The organism is Streptomyces sp. NPDC059224 (genome assembly GCF_042754285.1).
Lineage (GTDB): Bacteria > Actinomycetota > Actinomycetes > Streptomycetales > Streptomycetaceae > Streptomyces.
On the sequence record NZ_JBHZAN010000011.1, the window covers coordinates 131,546 to 150,444 of the forward strand.

Annotated in this window: 18 protein-coding genes; 10 read left to right on the forward strand and 8 right to left on the reverse strand. The window is 71.7% G+C overall.

What is annotated here, in order from left to right:
* Window positions 1–234: 234 nt before the first annotated feature.
* The 3 genes from ACFXI4_RS13875 to ACFXI4_RS13885 all read left to right on the forward strand — a co-directional run bounded on the left by ACFXI4_RS13875 (window position 235) and on the right by ACFXI4_RS13885 (window position 2,398).
* On the forward strand, window positions 235–1,203 hold the full coding sequence (locus ACFXI4_RS13875) for a helix-turn-helix domain-containing protein (protein ID WP_384990187.1): 969 nt from the start codon (window positions 235–237) through the stop codon (window positions 1,201–1,203).
* Between the two features lie 147 nt (window positions 1,204–1,350).
* Window positions 1,351–1,668, forward strand: coding sequence for a hypothetical protein (locus ACFXI4_RS13880; protein ID WP_384990189.1), 318 nt, complete (start codon window positions 1,351–1,353; stop codon window positions 1,666–1,668).
* Window positions 1,669–1,813: 145 nt separating this feature from the next.
* Window positions 1,814–2,398 (forward strand): exonuclease domain-containing protein, encoded by a 585-nt coding sequence (locus ACFXI4_RS13885; protein WP_384990191.1) that lies wholly within the window; start codon window positions 1,814–1,816, stop codon window positions 2,396–2,398.
* A gap of 320 nt (window positions 2,399–2,718) precedes the next feature.
* On the opposite strand, the gene ACFXI4_RS13890 is transcribed toward ACFXI4_RS13885, so the two are convergent.
* Together ACFXI4_RS13890 and ACFXI4_RS13895 are read right to left on the reverse strand one after the other, a co-directional pair.
* On the reverse strand, window positions 2,719–3,093 hold the full coding sequence (locus ACFXI4_RS13890) for a class I SAM-dependent methyltransferase (protein ID WP_384990193.1): 375 nt from the start codon (window positions 3,091–3,093) through the stop codon (window positions 2,719–2,721).
* A gap of 57 nt (window positions 3,094–3,150) precedes the next feature.
* Entirely contained in the window at window positions 3,151–3,438 is a 288-nt protein-coding gene (locus tag ACFXI4_RS13895) for a hypothetical protein (protein ID WP_384990194.1), read from the reverse strand.
* Between the two features lie 280 nt (window positions 3,439–3,718).
* Here ACFXI4_RS13895 and ACFXI4_RS13900 point away from each other — a divergent pair, with 280 nt between their 5' ends.
* From ACFXI4_RS13900 to ACFXI4_RS13915, 4 genes are all read left to right on the forward strand, one after another.
* The gene (locus ACFXI4_RS13900) at window positions 3,719–3,934 is read left to right on the forward strand and encodes a hypothetical protein (RefSeq protein WP_384990196.1); all 216 of its coding nucleotides are present in this window, start codon (window positions 3,719–3,721) and stop codon (window positions 3,932–3,934) included.
* 586 nt (window positions 3,935–4,520) lie between these two features.
* Entirely contained in the window at window positions 4,521–6,512 is a 1,992-nt protein-coding gene (locus tag ACFXI4_RS13905) for an ATP-binding cassette domain-containing protein (protein WP_384990197.1), read from the forward strand.
* Entirely contained in the window at window positions 6,509–7,471 is a 963-nt protein-coding gene (locus tag ACFXI4_RS13910; RefSeq protein ID WP_384990198.1) for an NUDIX domain-containing protein, read from the forward strand. Before ACFXI4_RS13905 ends, ACFXI4_RS13910 begins: the two co-directional genes overlap by 4 nt.
* Before the next feature lie 28 nt (window positions 7,472–7,499).
* On the forward strand, window positions 7,500–8,702 hold the full coding sequence (locus tag ACFXI4_RS13915; RefSeq protein ID WP_384990200.1) for an NUDIX domain-containing protein: 1,203 nt from the start codon (window positions 7,500–7,502) through the stop codon (window positions 8,700–8,702).
* Between the two features lie 91 nt (window positions 8,703–8,793).
* Here ACFXI4_RS13915 and ACFXI4_RS13920 read toward each other — a convergent pair whose 3' ends face one another.
* From ACFXI4_RS13920 to ACFXI4_RS13945, 6 genes are all read right to left on the reverse strand, one after another.
* Window positions 8,794–9,084, reverse strand: coding sequence for a hypothetical protein (locus ACFXI4_RS13920; RefSeq protein WP_384990201.1), 291 nt, complete (start codon window positions 9,082–9,084; stop codon window positions 8,794–8,796).
* A 129-nt stretch (window positions 9,085–9,213) separates the two neighbouring features.
* Window positions 9,214–9,885, reverse strand: coding sequence for a hypothetical protein (locus ACFXI4_RS13925; protein ID WP_384990203.1), 672 nt, complete (start codon window positions 9,883–9,885; stop codon window positions 9,214–9,216).
* Window positions 9,882–10,439: a sigma-70 family RNA polymerase sigma factor gene (locus ACFXI4_RS13930; RefSeq protein WP_362725354.1), complete on the reverse strand. Its 558-nt coding sequence runs from the start codon at window positions 10,437–10,439 to the stop codon at window positions 9,882–9,884. The genes ACFXI4_RS13925 and ACFXI4_RS13930 overlap by 4 nt, the downstream gene beginning before the upstream one ends.
* Before the next feature lie 495 nt (window positions 10,440–10,934).
* The gene (locus ACFXI4_RS13935) at window positions 10,935–11,858 is read right to left on the reverse strand and encodes an aldo/keto reductase (RefSeq protein WP_384990204.1); all 924 of its coding nucleotides are present in this window, start codon (window positions 11,856–11,858) and stop codon (window positions 10,935–10,937) included.
* A gap of 326 nt (window positions 11,859–12,184) precedes the next feature.
* Window positions 12,185–14,638, reverse strand: coding sequence for a SpoIIE family protein phosphatase (locus tag ACFXI4_RS13940; RefSeq protein ID WP_384990206.1), 2,454 nt, complete (start codon window positions 14,636–14,638; stop codon window positions 12,185–12,187).
* A gap of 16 nt (window positions 14,639–14,654) precedes the next feature.
* Window positions 14,655–15,398: a TetR/AcrR family transcriptional regulator gene (locus ACFXI4_RS13945; RefSeq protein ID WP_384990207.1), complete on the reverse strand. Its 744-nt coding sequence runs from the start codon at window positions 15,396–15,398 to the stop codon at window positions 14,655–14,657.
* Window positions 15,399–15,537: 139 nt separating this feature from the next.
* On the opposite strand from ACFXI4_RS13945, the gene ACFXI4_RS13950 reads away from it, so the two are divergent.
* From ACFXI4_RS13950 to ACFXI4_RS13960, 3 genes are all read left to right on the forward strand, one after another.
* Complete coding sequence (locus tag ACFXI4_RS13950) at window positions 15,538–16,122, forward strand: TetR/AcrR family transcriptional regulator (protein WP_384990208.1); 585 nt, start codon at window positions 15,538–15,540, stop codon at window positions 16,120–16,122.
* Window positions 16,123–16,250: 128 nt separating this feature from the next.
* On the forward strand, window positions 16,251–17,600 hold the full coding sequence (locus tag ACFXI4_RS13955; RefSeq protein WP_384990210.1) for an MFS transporter: 1,350 nt from the start codon (window positions 16,251–16,253) through the stop codon (window positions 17,598–17,600).
* A gap of 66 nt (window positions 17,601–17,666) precedes the next feature.
* On the forward strand, window positions 17,667–18,425 hold the full coding sequence (locus ACFXI4_RS13960; RefSeq protein ID WP_384990212.1) for an SDR family NAD(P)-dependent oxidoreductase: 759 nt from the start codon (window positions 17,667–17,669) through the stop codon (window positions 18,423–18,425).
* The last annotated feature ends 474 nt before the right edge of the window (window positions 18,426–18,899 follow it).

An 18,899-nucleotide genomic window follows, 5' to 3' on the forward strand; every position in this document is an offset into this window, starting at 1 on the left:
GGCTCTGCTGTCGGGCAGGGCACGTTCGTCCGCTGCCGTCCAAGTGGCGCCGCCTGACCGGTCGTGGGCGCCGAGGGTGCTCGGAGCCCTTCCACAGGTGGCGTGAACGTTCAGAGTCAAAGCTTGTGAATGACTGATGTCTAGATCAAACTTCTGTCGTACATCGCCAGTTGGCGATTCGCGTCACGGTCGTCCCGACGGCCGGCCGGACGGTGATCACGGGGAGGGCGGCCGGTGCTGAGCACCCTGGGGATCAGCGAGTTCGACGAACGGGTCTACCGCATCTACCTGACCAGGTCGGACCGGACTGCTGCCGAGATCGCCGAGGCCCTGGGCACCACGCCCAGCCGGATCAGGCGCACCGTCTCCCGGCTGGTGGACCTGGGCATGCTGAGACGGGAGGGACACGGCCGGTACCGGCCGGTCAGCCCGCACACCGCGCTGCGGGCACTGCTGGCCAGGCGCCGGGCCGAGACGGAGGCGGCGTTCTCCGCGGTGTGGGGCACCGTCGACGACCTGGCGGACGAGTACCGCGCCGGCCGGCTGCAGGAGGACCCGACCGGACTGGTGGAAGTGATCATCGGTGAAGCGGAGATCACGCTGCGCGTCGCCGAACTGATGCAGTCGGTCCGCACTCATTTCTGGGTGCTCGACCGGCCCCCCTATCTCGGGCCCTACAGCACCGAGTTGGAGGAGGCCCTGACGATGGACCTGCTGGGCCGCGGCGTCGACATACGGTCGGTCTACACCCCGGAGGCACTGGCGCAGCCGGACCGGTTCGAGCTGATCACGCATCTCGCCCAGATCGGCGAGCAGGCGCGCATCCTGCCGGCCCTGCCGTTCAGACTGCGCATCATGGACCGACGCGTCGCGCTGGTCGCGCTCGTCCCGGGCCGCTACGACAGGATCGCCGTCGTCCACCAGTCGGGCCTGCTCGACGCGCTGCTCGAGCTGTTCGACTCCTACTGGCAGCGGGCGCGGCCCCTCGGCGCGACCGTTCCGGCGGCGCCCGACGGGCCGAACGCACAGGACCTCCTGCTGCTGAAGATGATGCAGGCGGGCTACAAGGACCAGGCGATCGCCCGGCAGCTGGGGACGAGCGCCCGTACCGTGACCCGCCGGATCGCGACGATCGCAGCCGGGCTCGGCCTCGAAACCCGCTTTCAGGTGGGCGTCGAGGCCGCCAAGAGGGGCTGGATCTGAGACGCGTGCGCCGGCCGGCCACGACGGCGGGTGGCCGGAGGCGGCCGGTCGTGCCGGGCCGGCGGGATCAACCGTCCGCGGGCGGCCCGACCTCGCCGAGAACTTCGACGCGATGACCGGGGCCGGTCGGCGCGACCGCAGCATGACGTGGACCGCCTCGGTCTACCTCTGCATGGCCTCCGAGCGCGCCGCACGCCGTGCCCTCCCCCCGCCGACACCCCCTGTGCCGAGGACGCGCGCGACCGGTTCCTGGACGTCTCCGCGCTGGGCAAGGGCGTCGCCTGGATCAACGGGTTCTGTCCCGGGAGGTACTGGTCGCGCGGACCGCAGCGAACCCTGTTCGTCCCGGGCCCCGTACTCGATCCCGGCGGCGAGAACACCCTCGTGGTGCTCGAACTCGACACCGCCCCGGGCACCGTGGTCGGATTCGTGTCCGACCACGACCTGGGGCCCGTCGAGGACTGACGGCCGGCCGGCCGCCGGCACGGACACGTGACGCGCACAGGGGCGCCGTCGTGTTCCCGGTGGCCGGACAGGCTCCATCCGGCACCGCCGTGCCGGTCCCGAAACTCAGGTGACCCCACCGCCGCGCCTCCCTACGCTTCCCGTCATGGACAGCGCACGGGCCGAGAGCCTCGTCAACGTCGTGGACGTGGAGGCGACGTGCTGGGCTGGTTCCCCGCCTCCCGGCGAGGTCAGCGAGATCATCGAGATCGGGCTGACCGTCGTCGACCTGGCCGCCGGCGAGCGCCTCGCCCGGCACCGGATCGTGGTGAGGGCCGCCCGGTCCACGGTCAGCGAGTTCTGTACGGAACTGACCGGCCTCACTCAGCACGAGGCCGACCGGGGGGTCACCTTCGCCGAGGCGTGCCGGCTGCTGGCGGCCGAGCACGGCGCGGGCGCCCGGCCGTGGATCAGCTGGGGCGACTACGACCGCAACCAGTTCACACGGCAGTGCCGGACCACTCGGACGCCCTACCCCTTCGGGCGCCACCACACCAACGCCAAGGCTGTCTTCACCGAGGCGTACGGTCTGCGCAAACGCCCCGGCATGGCCGAGGCCCTGCGGGTCGCCGGGCTTCGGCTCGAAGGCCGTCACCACCGGGGTGAGGACGACGCCTGGAACATCGCGGCCCTCGTGCTTCACCTCGCCGGCCGGGGGGCCTGGCCGGCCCCGGCAGAACACGCCGTCTGACGCACTCGTCCGGCGCGGCGCGTTCACCGGGCGCCGCCGGCACCCGTGCCGGGGCGCGCCGTGAGGAGCGGCTGGGAATAAGCCTGTCCCGTGCGGCGGCCGCCACTCGGGGTCCACGAAATCCGCACCGGTCACGAGTCCGGCCAGCCGGTCCCGGCCGAGCGCCCAGTGGACGGCCGGCGGCAGTTGGAAGTGCTCCACGCCGTAGTGCTCGCCGTCCTCGTGCCAGTGCCAGAGCTGGAACGTGACCGCGCTCCCCCGTCAGCGGGCTGGTGGGCCTGTGGGGGCGCCGAAGCGGGTCGGTCACGCAGCAGGTCGGCCTAGGGGCGCGTGCTGAGCGGCAGCAGACCGGCGGGACGCAGCACACGGCGCATCTCCGCCAGGGCGGCGTGGACGTCCTGCTCCCTCGGCAGATGGGGCAGGGCGTTGTCGGCGCAGACGACGGTGTCGAACCCGCCGTCGGAGAACGGCAGGCGTCGCATGCCGGCGGCGGCCGTGTACACGGGCACATCGCGGTGAACGGCTTCCTGGGCAGCGCGGGCGGCGGCACGGACGCTGAGGTCCGTGCCGATGACCCGATGCCCGCGCGACGCCAGGCCGATGGCCTGCGTACCGATGCCACAGGAACAGTCGGGCACCACATTTCCCGCCCCATCAGGCTGGGCAGCACGCAGCCGATCCGGGCATCCCTTCACCAGCTGCTCCGCGCTCCAGGCGCCCTTGACCCGCCCGCGGAACCCGGCACACGTCGGTCAGCCGTTGCCCTGGTGCGGGCGTTTCCGCATCAGGAAGAGGAGGAAGCCCGCGACGAACAGAAGTGCTCCGACTACCAGGAACGGCAGCGGCGCGTACTCGTCGACGCATGTGCTCCCACCGGCCGTCGCGTGACACACGTTTCCGGGGCCTTCCCTGTTCAGGTAGGCGAGATGAAAGGCCGGCAGCGCCAGGCCCGCGACACCTCCGACGACCGCGGCCCTGGGCCCCTTCCGGAGCAGGAACACCGCGGCTGTGACGGCCAGGACGATCAGGGCGGTGCCCACCGTCAGCAGGGCCGCAATCCCGAAGGCCAGACACCCCCCGACCGCAAGCCATGCCAGGAACCAACCCCACTCGGTCGCAGGACTCCGGTCAGTCGGATCCGCGACGACACCCTTATCCTGCACGGCGCCCCCTGTTTCGGGGTGAGACTACGACGAACGGTCGGGCGAAGAGCGATTCAGCCTAGCGCCGCGGTGTGATCGCGGCACAGCCCGGAACGGGTGAGATGGGAGACGGACGCGTGAACGACTGGATGCGTGGCCGAAGCGGACGATCCTTCTGATGATCTGGGGGCTCACGCTGACCGGCGGGCTGCTCGGGGAGGCGGTGTCGCGGACGGTCTTCGAGCACCACTCCGCGATGTCCGTCACCTCGAACTTCCCTGTTCAGGTAGGCGAGATGAAAGGCCGGCAGCGCCAGGCCCGCGACACCTCCGACGACCGCCCGCCTGGTCAACCGGTCGCCCGGAGGCAAGCCGCGATGCGCCGGTGGCGGTGACCGTCACGGTGGCGAATCCGGCGCCGAGCACGTTCTGACGGCAGAACGTCGCCACGAAGAGCGCGCCGAACCGGCTCGCCGACCTCTTTCCCGACAACTGCGGTACCACGAGTGCGTTGCCGGGAAAGAGGTCCAGGGTGCCGTCGATCGGACAGCGAAGACCGACGGAGAGATGTCCGGCCTGGAGGCCAACTCCGAACGCGTACGCGAGTGCCGACGGGAAGACGTGCAGCGACGACTCCCTCATCCGGCTCCCGTCGAACAGCTCCGCCCACCGGCGAAGGCAAGGCGCTGATCTCCAGCACCGCGTCCCCACCCCCTGATCCGCACCGCTCTTCGCCACCGGCGACGGACACTCTGGCACGCGTCGTGACAACACCCCTGCCCGTGAGGCAACGGCGGAGTCCCAAGTCACGCGGAACACCGATCCGGACAAGCGCAAGACCCTGCTCCAGGTGCCGGTGGAAATCTGGGTACCGATGGAAGAACCCCCGCCGGACTGCCACCCCCACCCGGCCGCGGCCTTCCGCACGCTCACCCACGGCCCGACCTGTCGGGCACCGAACTGGCCCCCTGGAGGCGCCCGGTGAAGAGGTTCTTCGGCCCGGTCACGATGGTCGACCCGCAGGTCTCCGACGCCGAGCAGGAACTGTTCGGCGGGCCCCTGCGCTACGACATGGGTTGGTCCCGGCACGAGCACGCGCCCCTGGACCTGACCATGATGTCCGCGCTGCGCTCCATGCCCGCGCTCATCGGCGCCACCCTGCGCATGGCATGGCAGGCGGACCGGCGTGCCCTGCTCTCCGTCGGAGTCAGCGAGATCGGCCAGGGCATCGCCGCGGCGGCCGGCCTGCTCGCCGTCAACGCCGTCATGCACGCGCTGCTCGCCGGGACCGGCAGCGCTGCCGAACGGCTGCATGCCCTCTTACCCGGCCTGCTGGCCGCCGCCGCCATCGCCGTCGTCAACTCCGCCCTGTCGGCCTGGTCCACCTCCCTGGCCGGGCGACTGGAACCAAAGGTCGAGCGGACCGCCACCACCCAGTACCTGGCCGCCGCCGTGGGCGTCGAACTGGAGGCCATCGACGACCCCGACTTCCGGCGGCTCTTGGACATCGCCCAGCACGGCCCCGGCGCGGCCCGCCGGATGATCAGCGCCTGCGTCGCCACGCTGAACGGACTCATCTCCCTGGTCACCACCGCCGGCGTCCTTCTCGTTCTGCACCCCGTTCTGCTGCCCCTGCTGGTTCTCATCGCCGCCCCGCGCGGCTGGGGCGCCATGCGGGTCGCCCAGGAACGGTATGTGTCGGTGATGAGCTGGATCGAGCACGTACGGGCCAGCCGTCTCATCGGCCAACTGCTCACCGAACGTACCGCCGCCCAGGAGGTCCGCCTGCACGCCGTCGGCGCGTTCCTCCTCAGCCGTTACGAGCGCATGGCGGAGAGCGCCGAAGCCGAACACGAACGCCTCGCCTCCAGCAAGGCCCTGACCGAGTGGGTCGCCTCCGCGCTGTCCGGTCTGGCGACGGCCGCCACGTACGGGGCCATGTTCTGGCTGATCCTGGCCGGTCACATGAGTCTCGCCGTCGCCGGGACCGCCGTCGTCGCCGTGCGTACCGGCTCGGCGAGCCTGGGCGCCCTGGTCATGAACATCAACCAGCTGCACGAGGAGAGTCTCTACGTCCGCGATCACGGCCGGTTCCTCACTCAGGCCGCCCAGCGGACGCTGCCCGCCGGCGGGGCACCTGTGCCGGAGCGGGTCCGGGAGATCGTCCTGGACCAGGTCGCCTACCGCTATCCCGACCGGGACACCCCGGCCCTGGACGGGGTGTCCCTGACGCTGCCGATGGGGTCGGTCACCGCGGTGGTGGGCGAGAACGGCTCCGGCAAGAGCACCCTGATGAAGATCCTCTCGGGCATGCTGCTGCCCGATACCGGCACACTGCGGTGGGGCGAGGCCGACCTCACCGGTCTCGACCGCGCCCAGGTCTTCGAGCGTGTCTCCCTGCTCACCCAGGACTTCCAGCGCTGGCCCGTGACCGCCGCGATGAACATCCGCCTCGGCCGCCCCGCTCACCCCGCGCCCGACGGGGATCTGGAGGCGTCGGTCGACTACGCGGTAGCCGGTCCCGTGATCGCCAAACTCCCCGAGGGCCTGCGCAGTCTGCTCGCCCGTATGTTCCGCGGTGCCATCGAACTGTCCGGCGGCGAATGGCAGAAAGTGGGTCTGGCCCGCACGCACTGGCGTAGTTCAACATCGCAGGCGGACGGGGTCCTCATCGTGGACGAGCCGACGTCCGCCCTTGATCCCGAAGCAGAGATCGAAGCCTTCGACCGCATCCGGCGCCTGGCCGCGCCGAACCGGGCCGTCGTCCTGGTCACCCACCGCATGTCCGGCGTCCGCCGCGCCGACCACATCTACGTCCTCGACAACGGCCACCTCGCCGAGCACGGCACCCACGACCGACTCATCGCCGCCCGCGGCCGGTACGCCGCCATGTTCGACGCCCAGGCCGCCCAGTACGCCCCGGCCGTGACCGTCCCGAACCCTGCCGCTCCCACCGCCCGGGACCAGGCATGACCCATCTCCCGCGGCACCACTCCCAGCCGACCCGCTCCTGCCCCCGCCACCACGACCCCCGCCACCAGGAAGGACGCGTCTTCATGTACACCACGCAGGACGAGGATCAGGCCGCGCCCCGGCAGCATCACTTCCGGCTCATGGGCCGCCACTACGCGCAGGTCGAGTCGGGGCGCAAGACGATCGAGGTCCGCGCCGCCACCCCGGAGAAGCAAGCCGTGCAGGTGGGTGACGCCCTCGTCTTCCACGACCGGGACAGCGACCGGGAACTCGACATCATCGTGAAGCGGATCACTGCGTACGCCTCCTTCGAGGACCTGCTCGGTTCGGAGGATGCCGTCCGGATCGACCCGGACGGAACCCGCGGGGACCTGCTGCGCGGCCTGCGCGGCATCTACCCGCCGGCCAAGGAGGCGCTCGGCGCCCTCGCCTTCGAGTTCGACCACCGCCCGGCCAGGCCCGGCCGCCTCATGCCGATGACACCCACGCAGTACGCGCGGACCATCCCGCACCACACGGTGTACGGCTGTCTGTACGTCCGTGACGAGCAGGACCGGCCCGTCCAGCTGCGCTCGGTCTACCACTCGCGGCCCTGGCAGTTCCCCGGCGGAAACCTGGACGCCCAAGGAGAGGACCCGCTCCAGACCGCCCGGCGCGAAGCGGTCGAAGAGACCGGCCTGGAGCCGGCCCTCGGGACTCCGAGGCTGCTCGTGACGTACTTCCTGCACGCCGGGCCCCGCCAGCCGCTGAACAGGGTGGGTCTTGTCTTCGACGGCGGCCGGCTGACCGCGGACCAGCTCGGCCGGATCCGACTCGATCCCGCCGAACACGACATGTGGGCCGTCCACGATCTCGGCGCCTGGCGGGAGCTGATGGCGCCGCGCGACTTCACCCGTCTCGCAGCCGTCGAACGAGCCCGGCGCGGGGAGGGCCCCGCCTACCTCATCTCGCACCACTGATCCGCAGCTCACCCACCGAGGAGGCATCGTGACCGTCGAGGACATCAACACCCGAGCCTGGAAGATCTACGGCCAGCGCCAACTGGCCCGCGCCTACACGCCGCCGGTCCCCGACCGGATGTCCTGGACGTCCTGGCAGAGCGACGGACCGGGAGCTGAGATCCTCGGTGACATCACCGGCCGCCGCGTCCTGGACATCGGCTCCGGGGCCGGCCACATCGCCGTCCATCTCGTACGGGCGCACGGCGCTCACGTCACCGGAATCGAGCTGTCCCCGACCCAGCACGAACGCGCCGTCACCGCCCACGCGAGCGTGCGGGGTGTGGACTTCGCCCAGGGAGATGTGGCCGAGTACCTGGCCGGGGCCGAGCCGTTCGACGCCGCGTACGCGATCGGGACCCTGGGGTTCATCGACCCGCACCGTTCGCTGCCCGCGCTGCGCGACGGCCTGCGTCCCGGCGCCCCGCTGGTTCTCTCGCTCCTGCACACCGACCTGCACGGCCGCGGTCCGTCCGTGGAAGTGGCACCGCGCGAGCAGCTGATCCTGCTGCGCGACGACCCGCCCCTGCCAACCCGGATGTGGGTCCTGGCACCCCAGGTGTGGGAGGACCTCCTCACCGGGTACGGCTTCCGAGTCGAGGCCATCGACCTCCTGCCGCACCCCGACGAGAGCACCGCTGTCGTCCAGCAGCTCATCCGCGCCCGCCGCCTGCCCGGCCGGCCGAAACGGATCTCCAGCCGCCCCCGCACCACCAAGGCGCCGACGCCGCACGCGGCCGTCGGGGTCGGAGCGATCCTCCTCGGCGAACGGGGGATCCTGTTGGGCCGGCACCGGCACGGCACCCTGGAACTGCCCGGCGGAGCCGTCGAGGCCGGCGAGTCCTTGGAAGCCGCGGTGACCCGCGAACTCGCGGAGGAGACCGGTCTGGTGGCACGGCCCACCGACGTCCGGCTCCTGGGCACACTCGTCGACCACGTCGACGGTGTCCTGCGGGTCACCGTCGGCGCCCTCGTCCACGCGTGGCGGGGAGAACCGGCCACGCAGCCGGACGAGAGCGTCGGCGACTGGGCGTGGCACCCCCTCGATCACCTTCCCGACGGCCTGTTCGTGTGCAGCGCTCAGATCCTCACCGCATGGCGTCCCGACCTGCCCATCGACCACTCGCCCGCACACTTCACCCGCTTCGCCCCCGGCCCACCGGTCACCACGACGGCAGAAGCACCGGCGTGACAGCCGGCGCGTGGCGTGGGCGGGTGGCGATGGGGCCGTGGCCGCCGCCGTCTCCCGGCGACGGTGGCGGCCACGAACACGGGGTGTCGGGCTAGCGGAGCGGGAAGCGCGTCAGCGGGAGGCTGCGGGGGCGGGCGGCCTGCTCGGCCTCGGCCGTGCCGCTCGCCACCCGGATCGGTGCGGCGGCTTCGTGGCCGGGCGAGGCCGTCGGTCGTGGGCTGCAGCAGGGGTTGTCGCAGTGCAGGACGACCACGCCGATGACGCCGTGGCGGGCACAGTACCGGAGGTATGCCAGACCGGCGCACTGGACGGGGGTGGGCCAGGGCGTGGGACTGGTCGGCGGAGTCGGGTCTGGCACGGGCCGGCGGGGGCTAAGGTGCATGGGGGACGTCTCCTTGTGTAGGGCGTCGTTGGCGGGGAGCCCGCCCGGCCGGTGGCCTCGGAACCGGTGGCCGGAGCGGGGCTCCCCTCCTTCTTTTCTTCTTTTCTCTTCCTGGTGCTCGGGCCCGGTTCAGCGGCTGGCGGCGAATACCTGCAGTTGGTCGACCAGTTGCCGGTCGGGACGGGCGACGATGACGGAGCGGCCGGGTGCCCGGGCGGCGAGCCGGTCGATCTCGTTCTCCAGGCTGCCGGTGGGGCCCAGGGCGGTGGAGCCGTTGGCGCGGACGTAGCGGGCGAAGAGTTCGAGTCCTTCGAGGAAGGCCGCGTCGGGTGGTGCCGTGTCGGCCATGGAGTGGGTGAGTTGGTGGAACCAGTGCCGGGCCCGCTTGGACTCGCCCAGGGCCAGGTGGTGCAGGTGCAGGCAGTAGGCGGCGGCGCGGCTGCCGGCGCCCGCGGCCAGCTGCCACCAGAACTGGGCGGACTCGGGGTGGCGGGTGAGGTACAGCAGGCAGGCGAAGGCGAGGGCGCCGTCGACGTCCAGGTGTTCCTCCGTCAGCGGTCCGCGCTCGGGACCTTCGGCGATCTTGGCGACGTGGTCGGCGACAGCCGGTTCGTTGAGGACCCACCGGCACACCACGCCCAACCGCTGGCTGGCCTGTGCGGCGCGGGCGATATCCGTGGTCGGGGTGCGGCGGCGGGCGTCGGCGGCGAGCCGGCGCAGGCCTGCGGCGACGTCGAACCGGCTCGGGGCTGCGACGGGCAGCCGGACTTCGTTCAGCAGGGCGTCGAGAGTGGTGGTCACGGCCGTTCCCCTTTCTGATGGGGCCTTTTGCGTTCGTCGGGCAGGCCGAGCTTCAGGCGCAGGCGTTCCTTGCCGCGGCGCAGGTGGTGGCCGACGGTGCGTTCGTCGATGCCGACGTACCAGGCGACCTTGGCGGTGGGGTAGCCGAGGATGTAACGCAGTACGATCACCTCGAACTGGCGGTTGGGCAGTTCCGCGATCGCCTCGTACAGGCCACTGGTCGACTCCATCTTGTGCAGCTTGTCCCGGGCCGTGGCGAGTGCCGGGGCCAGCGCCTGGGCGATGGGTCCGTTGATGACGAACGCGGGTGCACGGCCTTCGCGTTCGAGGCGGTCGTGGACGGCCCGCCGCATGATCGCCCAGGCGCCCTGTTCCAGGGAGCCCGAGCTGAGCAGCTGTGTCCAGCCGGCGTGGATCTGCAGGAACACCTCGTGTATGACCTCTTCGGCCAGCTCGCGGGTCCCGAAGTGGACTTCCGCGTAGGCGTGGAACGGCTCCTGGTGCCCGAGGTAGAACGCCTCGAAGTCGATCGCCAGGTCGAGCGGCTGGTACATGTCCTGTGACAGCCTCACACCCTGGTCTGGGGCTGGGCTGTCCTCTGGGGTCTCGTCATGATTCACGCAGGCCTCCCGGCGGCACGGCACATGGGCAGGCTTTTCCTCTCCATCGGGGTCGGCTGGGACCGGCGCCAACTCGTGCGCGCCGACGGGCCGTTGGGCTTGAGACCCACCTAAGTGATTCGCGGGGCGGATCACTCACCGCCCATGGAAAAAATCACCGAGCGTCCCTGCCGGTCAGCGTGCTGCAACGTTCAACAAGCAGTGCTAGTCACACTCGGTAGCGCTCTGACCAGGCCGGACCCGTGAGAGTGAACGAGCGAACAGTTCTGCGTATCCGTGACGTGTTCTACATCACACCAGGTCGCCGCCCGCGCGCGCCCGGCGCACATCGGCGCACGCCGCTCTCGGCGCGCGCCCCAAAGCTTCACTAAGAGTGATGGAGAGTGTGGTCCGCGGAGTGACGGCGGCTGCGAAGTCCTCCCGGCGGCATCAGCGGGGCGGCACCTGCGTTCCGGCCGGCCGCAGCGAGGCAAGGCCTGCCATCTCGTCTTCCGAGAGCCGAAGCGTGCCGGCCGCCACGTTCTGTGCGAGGTGGTCGGGATCACCGGTTCCCGGGATCGCCAGCACGTGCGGACCCTGCTGCAGGGTCCAGGCCAGCCGGACCTGCGCCGCTGACACACCGTGCGCCCGTGCGACGGCGCACACCGTCTCGTGGTCGACGGCACCCGGACCCGCCTCGCGCCCGGCGCCCGCGATCGCGAAGAACGGGACGAAGGCGAGGCCGAGTTCACCGCACAGCCGCAGGAGTGCCCGGTCCTCGTCCGGCGCATCGATGCCGTAGGGATTCTGCACGCAGACGACCGGGGCGATGGCCCGGGCCTCGGCCAGCTGCCCGGACGTGACGTTGGAGACGCCGAGGTGGCGTACCAGCCCGGCGTCCCGCAGTTCGGCCAGTGCGCCGAAGTGCTCGCCGATCGAGCCGGTCCGCAGGCTCGGAGGCACGCGCAGGTTCACCACGTCCAGGTGGTCTCGGCCGAGTTGGCGCAGGTTCTCCTCGACCTGGCCGCGCAACTGGTCCGGGGCGGCCCACCACCAGGCGCCCGAGGGATCACGGCCCGGCCAGACCTTGGTGGTGATGACCAGGTCCTCCGGATACGGCGCCAGCGCCCGGTTGACCAGCTCGTTGGCGGAACGCGTCGCCGAGAAGTAGAACGCGGCGGTGTCGATGTGGTTCACCCCGAGTTCGACCGCCCGGCGGAGCACGCCAATCGACCGATCACGGTCACGCGGCACGCCGCGGTCGAAGGGGGCGGTACCGGTCAGGCGCATCGCGCCGAACCCGATGCGGTTGACGGTCCGGTCACCGAGCTGCCAAGTACCCGCGGCAGACGCGGCATTCGTGCGTTGGCTCATGGCATGGGTCTCCTCTCACGGTCAGAAACAAGGAACCGACGTGTACCGATGTGCGGGGTGCGCGGCGCGTTGAGGCCATCCGGCAGGGCGACAACCCCGCAACGGGACCGCCGGCGTCGAGGCGGACGGGCCCCGAACATGGGAAAAGCCTCCCCGGCGGATCTGCATCCGCAGCGAGAAGGCTCACCTGATGGCCAGGACCTTAGCAGAACAGCGCATCTGTCAGCGGGTCATCGGGCTGGAGGGCTTCAAGCGCTGGTGTCCCGGCCGGAGAGAGACCAGGCGCCCCGGACCGCGGCGGTCGGGGCGGTTCGATGCTGACCCCCTCAGGAGGCGGGCGGGTTGATCTCCTGTTCGGCCCAGACCGTCTTGCCCGCGGGCGAGTTGCGGGTGCCCCGCCGGCTGGCGAGCTGCGCGACGAGGAAGAGACCCCGGCCGCCCTCGTCCGTCGGACGGGCATGGCGCAGCCGGGGGACCGAGTCGCTGGTGTCCGTCACCTCGCACACCAGCACCTCGTGCCGTATGAGGCGAAGGGTGATGGGACCGGCGCCGTGGCGTACGGCGTTGGTGACCAGCTCACTGACGATGAGTTCCGTGGCGGCGACCAGCCCCTCCAGTCCCCATTCGGTCAACTGGGCGGTGGCCAGGGCCCGGGCCTGCCCGACCACGGCCGGGTCGCTCGGCAGGTCCCAGATGGCGATCTGCGACGGCGGGAGCGAACGGGGCCGCGCCAGGAGCAGCGTGGCGTCGTCGTCCAGCGCCCTGGACGGCAGGGTGTCGAACGCGGCGGTGCAGAGTTCGTCCAGCGGGCGGTCCGGCCGGGCGAGGGCGGTGCCCAGCCGGCGTATCCCGGCGTCGATGTCCTGGTCCCGGGTCTCCACCAGCCCGTCGGTGTAGAACGCGACGACGCAGCCCTCGGGCAGTTCCACCTCCACGGACTCGAAGGAGGCCGGTCCGACACCGAGCGGCAGACCGGCGGGCAGGTCGGGGATGGACACGCCGCCCTGGGGCGAGACCACCACGGGCGGCGGGTGACCTGCCCGGGCCATCGTGCAGCGCCGGGTGGCGGGGTCGTACACGGCGTACAGGCAGGTGGCTCCGGACTCCGCGGCGGCGCGGTCCGGGATGCCGCCGTCCTCCACGCCGAGGCGGGAAATGGTGTCGTCGAGGTGGGCCAGCAACTCGTCCGGGCACAGCTCCATGTTGGCGAGGGTGTGCACCGCGGCCCGGAGCCGGCCCATGGTCGCCGCGGCGTTGATGCCGTGGCCTACCACGTCGCCCACGACCAGGGCCACCCGGGCACCGGACAGCGGGATGACGTCGAACCAGTCGCCGCCCACGCCGTGTTCCGTGTCGGCGGGAACGTAGCGGGACGCCACCTCGACGGCCACCCCGCCGACCAGCCTGCCCGGCAGCAGGTTGCGCTGGAGGGCGAGGGCCGCGGTGCGTTCGCGGACGTAGCGGCGGGCGTTGTCGAGGGACAGGGCGGCACGGGCGACGAGTTCCTCGGCCAGCCGCAGGTCCTCCTTCTCGAAGGGCACGGAGTCGGCCATGCGGACGAAGACCGCGACGCCCAGCACCGCGCCGCGCGCGTGGATCGGCACGATCATCAGCGAGTGCATGCCGTACCTGCCGATTTTGTCCAACCGCTCCTGGTCCCCGTCGAGCCAGGCGCCCCGTGCGGTGTTCAGCACCGGTTCGAGGTGTGATTCGCCCGAGGCCAGGACCTCCGTGAAGGGGGAAGGGGACGGCACGGACACGGTTTCCCCGCGCGACCAGATCGACTCCGGTGCGCCGTCGTGGACGGAGGCGACCCCCGCCCGGCGGAACGCGGGCACACGGCCGTTCGTCGAGCCGAGCCGGGCCAGGGAGTCCTCCCCCTCCGCTATGGACTCCGCGAGGTCCACGGAGACGTAGTCGGCGATGCGGGCCACCGCGAGGTCGGCGAGTTCCTGACCGGTTCTCATCACCTCCAGCGTGGTGCCGATCCGGGTGCTGGCCTCGCTGAGGACGGCAAGGCGTTCGCGGGCCCGCTGCCGGTCGGTCACGTCGACGCTCATGGCGCACACCCCCAACGTGCGCCCGTCGGCGTCGTCGAGGCGGAAGAACGAGGTCGAGAACGCGTGTTCCTGCTGTGGCCTCGTCGGTATCCACGCGCGGTACTCGTGGTCGACCTGCGGCTTCCCGCTCCGCAGGACCAGCCGCATCACCGACTCGACCGACTCGGCCTCGGGGCCCGGCAGCACCTCCGTCAGCCGGCGTCCGAGTCTCTTCTCGCGCGGGATGCCGTCCTGCAGTGCCAGCGCGTCGTTGACCCAGGTGCACCGCAGGTCGGTGTCGCGCACGGCGATGCCGATCGGTGCCCCGGTGAGGAGCGCCTGCACCCCGGCGCCGTTCATCGGCCAGGAGGGAACGGCCGTCATCTCGGTCGCGGTGACCAGCCAGCGCACCACTCCGCCGCGCTCGGTGAGGGGGCGTACCCGCAGGTACACGTCCCGCGGCGGTCCGTCGCCGCGGCGGAGGCCCACGATCCCGGACCACCCCTCCTCCCGGCGGCCCGGGTCGGTGAAGACGGGCGAACCGAGGATCACCTCCGGGTGCGCCAGGAGCCGTCCGACGCATCGCCCGATCGCGTCGTCGGCGACGACGCCGGTGAGCCGCTCCGTCTCCGGGCTCCACGCGACCACCACTCCGTGCGCGTCCACCACCGACACGGCCGTGCCGACCGAGTGCCCGGCTTCCCGTCCGGCCCCGGGCATCGTGTTCCTGGCTCCGGCCATCGGCGCCCTCCCTCCTTCAGAATGCCGACCGGGCGGCGGGGCCCGTGTCGGCGAGGCGGTCGAGCCAGTCCGTCAGGAGCGCGCCCTCGGACGGTGTCATCGCGGTGGTGCCGCCCCGGGACAACGCCTCGCGCAGCGCCGCGGCCCGGCATGCCACGTCCGAGCCCGGCTCCTCGTCGGTGCTCTCCTCGCCGACGGTGCCCGTGGTGGTGATCATGCGCAGTGCGTGTTCCCGGGCCCGGGCCGGCAGGCTCTCGTCCCGTTCGGCAGGCGGCGTGGCGATGAGGGACAGCACGACACCCAGGCCCATGGCATGGACGAGCTGCGTGGCCCGCTCCACGCTCATGCGGAGCCGGCCGGCCGCGGCCACCCTGGCGAGGGTCCGGCGCAGGATGGCGACGGTCTCGAGCCCGCCCGGCATGCCCCCGCGATAGCGGCCCTCGCCGTACATCAGCACGTAGAAGCCGGGGCGCGACAGGCCGAACCCCACGTGCAGGTCCCAGGAGCGGCACAGGTCCGCGACGGGGTCGTCGGTCTCCTCAAGTGCCTGCTTCTCCCGCAGGTACTGCGCGAACCCGTAGGCCGCGAGGGCGTCGAGGAGCCCGTCCTTGTCCCCGAACAGGCGGTACAGGGTCGGCGGCTGCACGCCGGCGGCCGCGCTCACGGCCCGCGTGGAGATCCCCGCACGTCCTTGCGAACTCAGGAGCTCCGCGGCGGCGTTCAGAACCCGTTGCCGGGTGCGTACGGCCCGCTCTTGCATCCGCCCAATTTATCACTGTTGTGGTTTTTTTAATTAACATTGATAAGACTGCCCCGATTCGTACGGAATCACCAGGAAGACAGCGGCTGGGCGTCCCTCATATTTGACCGATCGATCTATTTTGACTTACGTTGGGAACGTGGCCAGGACCAAAGCATTCGATCCGGACGCCGTACTGCAGTCGGCCCTCGAGCTGTTCTGGCGGCGCGGCTACGAGGCGACCTCGATGACGGATCTGATCGAGCACCTCGGGATCGGCCGCGCCAGCATCTACGCGACCTTCGGAAGCAAACACGAGCTGTACCTCAGGGCGGTGGACCGGTACATCGAGATGCGCGACCCGGCCATCCTCCAGGAGCTGTCCCAGCCGGGCCCCGTCCTGCCCGCGGTGCGGGCGGTGGTGCGTCGCTTCGCGGCGGAGGCCACCGCACCCGAAGTCCGGCAGGCCGGCTGCCTGGTCACCAACACGGCGGCCGAGCTGGGCCCGCACGATCCCGCGGCCGCCCGCCGCGTGGAGAGCAGCTGGGACCACGTCGAGACCGTGCTGTACTCCGCGCTCGTGCGAGCCCAGGCGCAGGGGGAGCTTCCCGAGGACCGCGATCCGCGCTCCCTGGCCCACCTGCTGCTCGTCGTGATGCAGGGGATGCGGGTCGTCGGCAAGGTGTCGAGCGATCCCGCGCGGGTGCGGGACGCGGCCGAACAGGCGCTGGCCCTCCTGCCCTAGACCAGGCCCACAGACCAGGCCCAGGGAAAGGCGACCGCGCGACCGGAGGGGCCGGACCGGATCGGATCGGATCGAGGTGTCAGCACATCCGCATAATGAACCGTTCGGTCTAATATCAAGGAGGGGTCGTGACCCTCACCAGCACCGCCTGCGTCTCCGCGGTACGCGACCGACGTGCCTTCGCTCTTCTCGGCAGCGCCCAGACGACGCTGATCTACACCCTCTCGGCCATCGCCGTGCCGCTGCCCGAGATCGGCCGTGAGTTCACCCTGGCCCGGGCGGATCTGATCCTGCTCAGCGCCGCGTACGGGCTGTCGTTCGCCGGGCTCGTACTCTTCGGTGGCCGTCTCGCCGACCGCTTCGGCGGCCGGCGCTCCCTCACCGCCGGCCTCCTGCTGTTCGCCGCGGCCTCCGCCGTGGCTCCGCTCGCCCAGGGCCTCGGCGTCCTGCTCGCGGCCCGATTCGTCCAGGGAGCCGGTGCGGCCGTCGTGGCGCCCGCCGCGATGGCGGTCCTGCGGACGGTCTTCCCCACCCCGGCCGCGTACGGCAGGGCGATGGCGACGTGGGGCGGCCTGTCGGTACTCGGCGCGGCCGCGGGCAACCTGCTCTCGGGTGTCCTCACGTCGCTGCTCTCGTGGCGGTGGGCCCTGGCCGTACCGCTCATGGTGGCGGTGGCCGCCCTCGTCCTGGCCCCCAGGCTGCTGCCGGGCACCGCTCCGAACCGCGGCAGGTCGCTGGACCTGCCGGGCGCGGTACTCGCCACCGCCGGGATCACCCTGGCCGGCTACGGGTTTCTCGTCACCGACGGCCGGTCCTGGCTGTCGGCGGACGTCCTGGTGCCGCTGCTCGGAGGGGCCGCGCTGACGGCGACGTTCCGGTACGCCGAGCGCCGATCCCGCGACCCGTTGCTGCCGCCGGGCTTCCTGGGCGACCGGCCGCGGGCGCTGGGACTCGCCGCCACCGCGCTCAGCGCCTGCGGGACCGGAATGACGTTCGTGGTCCTCTCGCTGCACCTGCAGCAGGACCGGGACTGGTCGCAGCTGGAGACCTCAGCCGCCTTCCTGCCGTTCGCCCTCGCGCTGATCGGCTCGGGACGCGCGGCCGGACCGCTCGTCCACCGGTACGGGGCCGGGTCCGTCGGCGCCTGGGGTCTCGTCACGGCCGCCGCCGGGCTGGTCCTGCTCGCGGTCACCGGGTTCGACGTGCGCACTCCCTACGTCTTGGGCCTGCTTCCCGGCCTGGTGGTCCTTCCGGCCGGAGCCGCCGCGTCCTTCGCCGGCGCTGCCGTCCTCACCACCGAAGGTGTTCCTCCCGAGCAGGGCGGCCTCGCCGGCGGGGTCCTCAACACCGCGATGGAGCTTGGCCCCACCGTCCTGTTCGCCGTCCTGCTCACCGTCGGCGGCGACGCCACGTCCCTGACCGTCACTGCGGTCGCCCTCGCCGCCCTCGCCCTCCTGCACCACCCACGCACCAAGTAGTCACACGCACGACGACCCACGCGCTCTTCCACGACGGGGTCGTCCCTCACCCGAAGGAATCACGCAATGAACCGCTTCAACGGCAAGTCCGTCCTCGTCACCGGCGCCGGCTCGGGTCTGGGCCGCGCGATCGCGCTCGCCTTCGCCGCCGAGGGCGCGTACGTGGTCGCCGCGGGGCGCACCGCGGCCTCCCTGGACGAGACCGTCGCCCTCGTCGAAGCCGCCGGCGGTTCGGCCGCCGCCGTCACCGCGGACGTCACCGACTCGGGGCAGCTCGCACACCTCGTGCAGGAGAGCGTCGCCCGCTCCGGAGGACTGGACATCGCGGTCAACAACGCCGGCCTGTTCCGGGGCGGCGTACCCGCCGCTGACATCGAGGAAGCGGACTGGGACGCGGTCCTGCGGACCAACGTGACCGGCGTGTGGCTGGCCATGAAGCACGAGGTGGCCTACATGAAGGAACACGGCGGCGGAACGATCGTCAACGTGTCCGCGAACCTGGGCGCACACCACCGCATTCGCAACGCGGCCGCCTACATCACCTCCAAAGCCGCGGTCTCCGCGCTCACCCGTGCCGCCGCCCTCGACCACATCGACCAGAACATCCGCATCAACGCGGTCAGCCCCGGGGCCTCCGACGCCCCCATGTCCCTGCGCCCCGGCGAGAGCCCGGCCGACCGCGCCAGGCGGGTGAAGAAGGAGAACCCGCTCGGCCGGGTCGCCGAGGCCGAGGAGGTGGCGGCAGCCGTGCTCTACCTCGCCTCTCCGCTCGCCGGCCCGGTCGTCGGCTCCGACCTGGTGATCGACAGCGGAGCCTCCGCCTGACCGGCCTGCCCGAGCGGCGACGGCGGCGTGGTGGAGGTTCGTCCGCTGGTGGTCGAAGATCGGTCGGGTGGTGCGGCCGGGTCGACGATCCGGTACCTCACGCCGGGTGTGGTGACGATGATCCGGGGAGCGCCGAGTTCGCGGCGCGGGCGGCCGACGGTCACCGTGACGGTGCCGGTCAACGGGTCGGCGTGTTCGTCACACACCATGACGCCTCCTCAGACGCCTGCGACACCGGCACGGTCGCGCCGTGCGCCGCATGCGATCCGAAGGCACTGCGCACGGGGCCGGCCGCCGGTGGGAGCGGGCGCACCTCGGCGGCCGGGCTGCCGTCCCCGGGGCGTCCCGCTTCCTGACCGCTGCGACTCCGCAGGCGCCGGCACGCCCCCTAGGCGCAAGGGCCGTCCAGTCCGGCCTCGTTCCCCGGCCGGGTGGCCCTTGACCTGTCGCCTCGGACGGGCCGAGGGCCGTGGC